The following is an 8,029-nucleotide window of genomic DNA, read 5'->3' as shown; positions in this document are numbered from 1 at the left end:
CGCTACTTCCTGCACCTGTATATAGTTCCCTGCATTCCTTACAGGAACGCGCAGCAGGTTCACACAGGAAAGCGACCTGCTGATGGGAAGCTCCGTGGCATTACGCGAGTAGGCCGACCTGGCGCGTATATTCCAGGAGCTGTTGGGTAACGTGTAGTCCACGCCCAGGCTGATATCCGGCAACAGGTAATAATTTTCACGGGCCGTATTGGAAACATAGATCTTATTGCCCAGCCCCAGGCTGATCTCCGGCCAGCTCCAGTGCCGGTAGGTGTTGAACAACTGAAGATTAAGTTCCTGCGTGGTACGCTGGTACCCGTAGTTTTCATCATATACCGGCTGGTAGCGGATACCAGAGCGGGCATCGGTTAACAGATAGTTCGCGGTGGCCTGCGTTTGCACATCATTCAGGTAATAGCCAAAATCCCTGGTCGTTTCCCCTTTCAATTGATATAGTCTGTCAGTTTTTTCTCTTTGCAGTGGCAGTCCCTCAGGGAAGGCAGCCGTGCCGGGTTTATAACCTTCATTGCTGTTCTCTGCTTTGCGGCTGTAAGACTGTAGCAGCTTATATCTCATCTTCCTCCAGGCATTCCGTTCCAGCAGCAGGCTGCCCTGGTGGGCGTAGGTGCGGTAGTAATGCCCGTTGTTGCGAAGGAGGAAGTCAGGGTTATCGGCAGGCTGGGCATAACTTCTTTGTCCGTTGCCCAACGTATAGCCCTGGCCGTTATCAAAGCTCACGGGGGTAAGCAGCGACTGCTGGTATGCCCTGTTCAGAAAGCCTGCCCGGTTGGTATTGGAAAACTGTTCCTCCTGGTAATTGTATTTACCACTGATGTGCAGCCATTTAATCCTGGTGCCGGCAGTGGCTTCCAGGCTTCTGGTATCATTGCTGTTATAACGGATAACGGTTTTTTCCGTTGTTTGCCCGAGCCGGATGCCGAGCTCCTGAAGCGGCGCACCATTTACCAGTAAGGTTGTTTTCAGGTGAAATCCCTGGGAGAACAGGGCGCCTGTTCTAAGGATACTGTTCGTATAGCCGGTAGGGTGATGCCCGTTGCCGGTACCGGAAGGTACCAGTTTCCCGTTCACATCGTACGGATAGGCTTGCCCGTTATACTCCAGCTGGCTGAGCAAGGGGCCATAGCTGAACATTTCATTGGTTTCGGGCCCTTGCCAGGCCAGCGCTCCCTGTAGGGAGCGGCCCTGTGCATAGGCCGTTTGCAGGGCAGGCAGGCGGTTTACCGTTTTAAAAGCAATGCCGGCAGTATATTCACCGGCAAGCAGCAGTTTCTTTGGATAGGCAGCCCTCATCACCAGCTCATTGTTCTGTACACGGACCTTGCGTAACGGGGTATTCATCGGGTATAACCGACTCACGGTAAGCTCCCGGCGCTCCTTTACAGGAAGGGGCGTGCTGACGGTTGTATCCCCATGGATAAGGCGACTGTATTCAGGTGATAAAACCGGGCTTACGGGACTGCTTTGCTGTGCAAAAATCAGGGATGGGAACAGTAGCAGAAGGAGTAAATATTTCAAGGCATACATTTTTACATTTATCAATATAAGGTATATTCTTAAAGTAAAAGGAGGGCTTCTAGCCAGTCAGTAACTTTTCCATAACGATACATTTATACTTCTATCTAATTAATTATCATCTATTTAAAACCTATTCCTGTATAAAAAAAAGGACCTTTCCCCCGCATGATGCGGGCGGGAGAATAATTCCATAAGCATCGAAAAAAAAATTTTTTTACTCCATTAAGAAAAAAACGGGTAGCCTATCCCGTTAAGAAAAACAGATGGCTGCCGTTTATTAAAAAATAAACAACTCTTTCAGGCTTATTGCCACGTGAAAAAAGATACTTAACTTAAGAACGTATTTTTTCATCATTAAAACCTCAGTATGATTATGAAACTTAAACACCTGACCACAGTGATCCTCTCCGTGGGACTAATGTTCATGATTTCCTGCAAATCGAAACCTAAAGACGCAGACATACAGGCTGCCGTTACCACTGCCCTGCAGTCTTCTCCCGGTGTAACTGCTGATGTGAAGGATGGCGTAGTTACCCTGTCCGGATCTGTTGCCAGCCAGGCCGATAAAGATGCCGCAGAAGCTGCTGTAAAGTTGAACCAGGGTGTTAAGAGTGTTGTTAACAATGTTACGGTAACTCCTCCGCCGCCGCCAGCTCCTGCGCCGGAAGTTACCGCCGATGATTCCCTGAAAACAGCAGTAGCAGGAATTGTAAAAGATTTCCCTGGTATCCAGGCTGATGTTAAAGACGGGGTGATCACCATTACCGGCGAACAGAAAGCAGACCGCTGGAAAAAGCTGAAAATGGCGCTGGATGCGCTGAAGCCTAAAAAAGTGGACGCTTCAGGTTTAAAAGTAAAATAATCTCTTTCTTTAAATACAATAATCATGGCAGCATTACAGGATAAATACAAAGAGTTGATTGATGCAGCACAGGCTGCAGGCACCAGCAACCTGAAAGTAAGCGAACTGGATGGTGTATTGCATATAGATGGCGAAGCACCTACCGGCGCTGTGAAAGACCAGCTATGGAACATCTACGGAAAGATTGATCCCAATTTCCTGACCGGCGATGTGGTGATGAATATTAATGTAGCAACTGCTGTTGCAGGCGCTAAACTGAAAGTGATCACTGAATCAACTAACCTGAATATCCGCAAGGGCCCCGGTACTGACCAGCCTATTGTTGGTAAGGCGGCGCACAATGAAATTGTAACGCTGATCAGTAAGCAAAGCGACCAGTGGTGGCTGATCCGCACAGATGGCGGCGCAGAAGGCTACGCCTATGCGCAGTATCTGCAACCCGTGGAATAAAGTTGTGTATATAAAAGCGGAAGGGTCTCGTATAAATACGGGACCCTTCCGCTTTTTATAACTTTAGTATCTCTACAATTCCATTGATAATATGGGGAATGGTTTTCCCATGGCATCTGTTGCCGATCTGGACACTACTTTAAATCCGCTGTGCAGGTAAAAGCCAACAGCCTGGGCATTTTGCTCGTTTACATCTACCGCAGTAATGCCTTTCTCACGAATGGCATATTCCAGTAAAAATTTACCGATGCCTTTTCCCCTTGTATCAGGATGGATGAACAGCATTTCCACCTTGTTGGCGGCAGTGCCTATAAAGCCCAGGATGTTGCCCGCGGCATCCTTTGTACAGGCCAGTTCCACGGCATGCAAATATTCATTCAATATCAGCGGGCGGAAAAAATCAATATCTTCCTGCGTTAAAAAATCATGCGTCGCTTTTACTGATGCTTCCCATACCGATACTAATTCAGGGTAATCGGCCGGTGTAACCATTGCTATCTTATGCTCCATTGTATCCATTTGCTTACAAAGTAAAATAAAAAAAGAATGCTGCGTTAACAGCATTCTTTTTCCATATGATACCAGGCAGCTTACTTCTTTGCAGGCACCCTGATGAGCACTACTGATCGGGGAGCTACTTCGTAATTAATAACCTTGCCGGCTTCCAGCTGGCTGGTAGCAATAGCAACTGCGGGCGCATTTTTACCGGTTGTATTTTCCGTGAGCACCGTTACCGCTGCATTTGCATGCGGCGCCACCAGGCTGGCTATACTGGCTTTAGCCTTTACTTTGTTTTCACCGGCGTTCACCAGCTTGATAATGATATCACCGGTTTTACTGTCTTTCACACAGGAAGCGCCTGTATTAACCTCGTTATCCAGTGAAACGATACCTGCATAATAGCGGTCGCCCGCATTGTTTGAAAACAAATGCTGTATATAGTAATTAGGTGTGCGGGTGATGGTAGTGCCTGTAAAATAGATCAGGTTAGGGTTCCAGGAAGTATGCCCGGTGCGCGCCAGCAGCGGGGCATATGAGGACAACCGTACCACATCGCCGTTACGTTCCAGCCCTGTCATATACACAGCTTCCGCCAGGGCATTGAACCAGGTGTTGCCGCGGGAGGCGTATTCGCCCAGGTATACTTTTGACTTACTGCGGTTATAGGAATCATAGCGGTGTTTATGTTCCAGGAACCATTCCGGTTTTTCGTAGTAATGTTCATCCACTACCTGCAACGCATTTTCGTTGGCGAACTTCCAGCCTGCTTCAAAATCTTCCCCTGCAGGGAAAGGGCCTACTGTACCAATGAGCGTGATTTCGGGGTGTTTTTGTTTCACCGCATTTTCAATCAGCTTAAAGCGCTCCCTGAAAACCGGGGTTTGTTTATCTTCATTACCAATGGCCAGGTACTCCAGGTGGAAAGGCTCCGGATGCCCTGCGGCGGCGCGTTTGGCGCCCCAGGTAGAAGTAGCCGGTCCGTTGGCGTATTCAATAAGGTCCAGTATTTCGTTGATATAGTCCTGCATTTCATCCATCGGCAATCCTTTCTGACCGGTGCCGCCTATGCGCCAGGTACCGCCGGAGTTCTGGCAGCTAACCGCTGCAGCTACTACAGGTAAGGGTTTTGCGCCTATGTCTTCACAAAACTGGAAGTATTCGAAATACCCGAGCCCCATCGACTGGTGATAGCTCCATATATTCCGCTGCTCTTTTCTTTCCTCTATGGGGCCGATAGTATTTTTCCATCGGTACATATTACCGAGGCCATCGCCATGTACCAGGCAGCCGCCGGGAAAGCGCATGAATCGGGGTTTCAGATCGGCGATGGTTTGCGCAAGGTCGGCTCTCAGCCCATTGGCACGGCCATGAAATGTTTTAACGGGGAATAAAGATACCATGTCAATGTCCAGGCTGCCGCGCTCTTTGGCAGTGATCACCAGTACGGCGCTGTCGTCTGTAACGCCGGCTGTGATAACACCGCTGCCTTTCTTCCATTCTTTAGCATCTGCATTGAGGCTTACTTCCCCGTATACGTCGCCTTTGCGGCTGCGCAGTTGTACAGATAAAGGAATGGGCGTTGCAGACAGCAACCGGGTGAAGAGGGAAAAGTTATACTGTTCTCCTTTTTTGATGGGAATACCATCAAAGCCGTTGTTCTGCAGGCCTATACCCTCCTGCCCTGGCTCTTCAATGGTAAGCCGGGCGTAATGCGGGTTGTTGGCATGAATGGGCAACTGGCTTTCCACGCTGATGGCGCCATAGCCAAAGCCTTTGGTCACGTATTCCCATGCGGTGAAGGAATTCCATCCGTACCTGTCGGCCGGCGTATACTCAAACGAGCGGTTCTGGATTAATTCAGCATACAGGCCGCCGTCGGCCGCATAGCTGATATCTTCAAAAAAAATTCCAAACAGGTCGGGAGAAATTGGTTTTCCTCCCTGCTTTGTTTGCGCAAAAACCTGTTGGGCGCCCAGGCAACCAACCAGGAATAAATAAATGAGCGGTTTCTTTAAAAGCTTTTCCATAACGTGCATTGAGTTTTTTAATATGCCTGTCCTTCGGAGTGGCTGATCCCGGGACATCTTCCGGCAGGAAAAATAATAAAACTATTTTATTAATCGTCAATTTGACAATTATTTTTTATAATCAGGGAAGATGCCTGTGTTGGGCCAATAGCTACTGTCGCAGGTGTTACAGTTTTTTACTGATAGCTATTGAAAGATGGCATTGCATAGAAGCATACAGACCGTCTGTTAAACTAATAGCCAGTAAGCGTTTCCTGTTCCAGCGCCGGTTTCTTTTTTCCGGCTGGTATTTAAAACTTAACTTATGGTTGTTTACTGATGAAACTTTTCAAGACAATGCCTATCACCATCAGGCCATATACGCCCACCGATAAACCAGCCTGTATAGCTGCATTTAAAAGTAATATGCCGCGCTTTTTTGCACCGGCAGAGTTACCCGATTTTGAAGAATGGCTCCGGGAGCAGGATGCACGTTATACATCTCCCATAAAAAATAATGATGAACAATATTATGTAGCCCTGCTGGAAGAACAGGTAATTGGCTGCGGGGGATATTATATTGATACCGCCAGGCAGGAAGCCAAAATGACCTGGGGCCTCATCACAAACAGTTTGCATAAGCAGGGATTTGGTAAACAATTATTCCTGTACCGCATAAATATGATACGGTCGGTATGCCCGTTGTGTCGTATCGGGCTTGATACAACCCAGCATTCCTGGCCTTTTTTCGGGAAACTGGGATTTACGGTAACCCGCATCACAAAAGAAGGCTACGGCCCCGGGCTGGACCGGTACGATATGGAATTGCCGGTATAAAATATTTTTTAGCGCTGAAAAAATTAAAGTTATTTGTCCCCGTTATGAATACCCGGTCGTTATAATAACGAAACCATAAAATTGTAAGTTATGAGAGAGTTCATGTTAATTTTCAGGAACAGTACCAATTCGCACGACAACCCTACTCCTGAGCAATTACAGGACAGGATGAACTGGCTGGCTGGTATTGCCGCCCAGAACAAACTGGCAGATAAAGGCAACAGGTTATCGGCAAGTCTTGCTAAAACCGTGAAGCCCGGTAACGTGGTAACAGACGGTCCGTATACGGAGATCAAAGAGTTTATCAGCGGCTATATGATCGTTAAAGCCGATAGCATTGAAGAAGCCATTGAATTTGCCCGGGCGAACCCGGTGTTGAAAGCCGGTGGCAATGTGGAAGTAAGGGCCATATTAAAACCGGAAGAAAAAAGCTGATGGCCGGAACGCCTTCATACCAGGAGCTTTTACCACATTTGTTCAGGTTGGAGTATTCCAAAATGACGGCAGTATTATGCCGTCTTTTTGGCTTAAAGCATATTGAAACAGCAGAAGACATTGTCAGCGAAACATTCCTGAAAGCCACGGAAGTGTGGAGTGCCCGGGGCATTCCGGAAAACCCTACCGCATGGCTGTATACCGTTGCAAAAAATAAAACAAAGGATTATCTCAGACATGTTTCCATCTTTGAAACACAGGTAAAACAAGCGCTTAATGATGATGAAACAGCGCAGGAGCCTGATATTGAGTTCACGTCTCAAACCATCGCCGACAGCCAGCTGGCCATGATCTTTGCGGTGTGTAATCCCGCTAATTCCACTGAATCGCAGATCTGCCTGGCATTACAGATCCTTTGCGGGTTTAGCGTGGAAGAAATTGCAGATGCCTTTCTCTCCAAAAATGAAACGATTAAAAAGAGACTGCTAAGGGCCAGGGCTAACCTGCGTGCCGATAATTTCCAGGTGGGACAACTGCAGGAAGCCACTATCAAAGAGCGGCTGGACACTGTGTTGAGAACCCTTTACCTTCTTTTTAATGAAGGATACTTTTCCAAATCAGGCAATCATCTCATCCGGAAAGAACTGTGCTCGGAAGCCATGCGGCTTACGCTGGTGCTTACCGAAAACCCTCTCACCAATACCACGCAGGCCAATGCCCTGCTGGCTTTGATGTGTTTTCAAAGCTCCCGGCTGGATGCGAGGGCAGGCAACGAAGGAGAAACCATTCTTTACGAACAGCAGGATAAAAACCTGTGGAGTAAAGAGCTGATCCAGCAGGGCAACTATTATCTTGTGAATGCCTGTACCGGGGATGAAGCCTCCAAGTATCACCTGGAGGCCGGCATCGCCTACTGGCACACTACTCCTGATGCCGGCAGTAAATGGAACCATATCCTGCAGTTATATAACCAGCTGATATTAATTGAATACTCGCCCATGACCGCATTGAACCGGACCTTTGCATTTGCCAAAGTATATGGTTACCCATCCGGCATAAAAGAAGCGGAAAAACTGGGGCTGCACCACAACAGTCATTATCATTCCCTGCTGGGTTACCTGTATACCTCCACCGATGCAGGAAAAGCGGCAGGGCATTACCAGGAAGCCATCCGTCTCACAAAATCAGCAGCAGAAAAGAAAACACTGATGCGGGAAATAGAACGGCTGGGCCGCTGATTGTGTAAACCTATATCAGGACAGGTCACGTCCTGAAATAGGTTTACACCTAAAAAGGTGTAAATATGCAAAAATCAAACATTTTAGGTCGAAAGAAACAATCAGGGTTCCGCTCCCCGCATGACGTATCCTTTATGATTAAGGTGGCCAACTACTATTCAGAG

General features: G+C 47.7%; 8 protein-coding genes. 5 read left to right on the top strand and 3 right to left on the bottom strand.

Features of this window, described 5'->3' with window-relative positions:
- The coding region (locus VIM72_RS24860) for a hypothetical protein (protein WP_332005527.1) at positions 1 to 1,536 on the bottom strand (1,536 nt) is incomplete at its 3' end.
- Positions 1,537 to 1,909: 373 nt separating this feature from the next.
- Here VIM72_RS24860 and VIM72_RS24855 point away from each other — a divergent pair.
- Together VIM72_RS24855 and VIM72_RS24850 are read left to right on the top strand one after the other, a co-directional pair.
- On the top strand, positions 1,910 to 2,398 hold the full coding sequence (locus VIM72_RS24855) for a BON domain-containing protein (protein WP_332005526.1): 489 nt from the start codon (positions 1,910 to 1,912) through the stop codon (positions 2,396 to 2,398).
- A gap of 24 nt (positions 2,399 to 2,422) precedes the next feature.
- Positions 2,423 to 2,848: an SH3 domain-containing protein gene (locus VIM72_RS24850; protein WP_332005525.1), complete on the top strand. Its 426-nt coding sequence runs from the start codon at positions 2,423 to 2,425 to the stop codon at positions 2,846 to 2,848.
- A 72-nt stretch (positions 2,849 to 2,920) separates the two neighbouring features.
- Here the strand turns inward: VIM72_RS24850 and VIM72_RS24845 are convergent, their stop codons facing one another.
- Together VIM72_RS24845 and VIM72_RS24840 are read right to left on the bottom strand one after the other, a co-directional pair.
- On the bottom strand, positions 2,921 to 3,358 hold the full coding sequence (locus VIM72_RS24845; RefSeq protein ID WP_332005524.1) for a GNAT family N-acetyltransferase: 438 nt from the start codon (positions 3,356 to 3,358) through the stop codon (positions 2,921 to 2,923).
- 80 nt (positions 3,359 to 3,438) lie between these two features.
- The gene (locus VIM72_RS24840; RefSeq protein WP_332005523.1) at positions 3,439 to 5,376 is read right to left on the bottom strand and encodes an alpha-L-arabinofuranosidase C-terminal domain-containing protein; all 1,938 of its coding nucleotides are present in this window, start codon (positions 5,374 to 5,376) and stop codon (positions 3,439 to 3,441) included.
- 318 nt (positions 5,377 to 5,694) lie between these two features.
- Here VIM72_RS24840 and VIM72_RS24835 point away from each other — a divergent pair, with 318 nt between their 5' ends.
- The 3 genes from VIM72_RS24835 (at position 5,695) to VIM72_RS24825 (ending at position 7,865) form a co-directional block, all read left to right on the top strand.
- On the top strand, positions 5,695 to 6,192 hold the full coding sequence (locus tag VIM72_RS24835; RefSeq protein ID WP_332005522.1) for a GNAT family N-acetyltransferase: 498 nt from the start codon (positions 5,695 to 5,697) through the stop codon (positions 6,190 to 6,192).
- Positions 6,193 to 6,282: 90 nt separating this feature from the next.
- Entirely contained in the window at positions 6,283 to 6,627 is a 345-nt protein-coding gene (locus tag VIM72_RS24830) for a YciI family protein (RefSeq protein WP_332005521.1), read from the top strand.
- A complete protein-coding gene (locus VIM72_RS24825) occupies positions 6,627 to 7,865 on the top strand; it encodes an RNA polymerase sigma factor (protein ID WP_332005520.1) in 1,239 nt (412 codons plus the stop codon). Before VIM72_RS24830 ends, VIM72_RS24825 begins: the two co-directional genes overlap by 1 nt.
- The last annotated feature ends 164 nt before the right edge of the window (positions 7,866 to 8,029 follow it).

It is taken from the genome of Chitinophaga sp. (assembly GCF_036569185.1).
Classification (GTDB): Bacteria; Bacteroidota; Bacteroidia; order Chitinophagales; family Chitinophagaceae; genus Chitinophaga.
The sequence above is the reverse complement of the archived record's forward strand: the minus strand, read 5'-3'. Positions and strand labels throughout refer to the sequence as shown.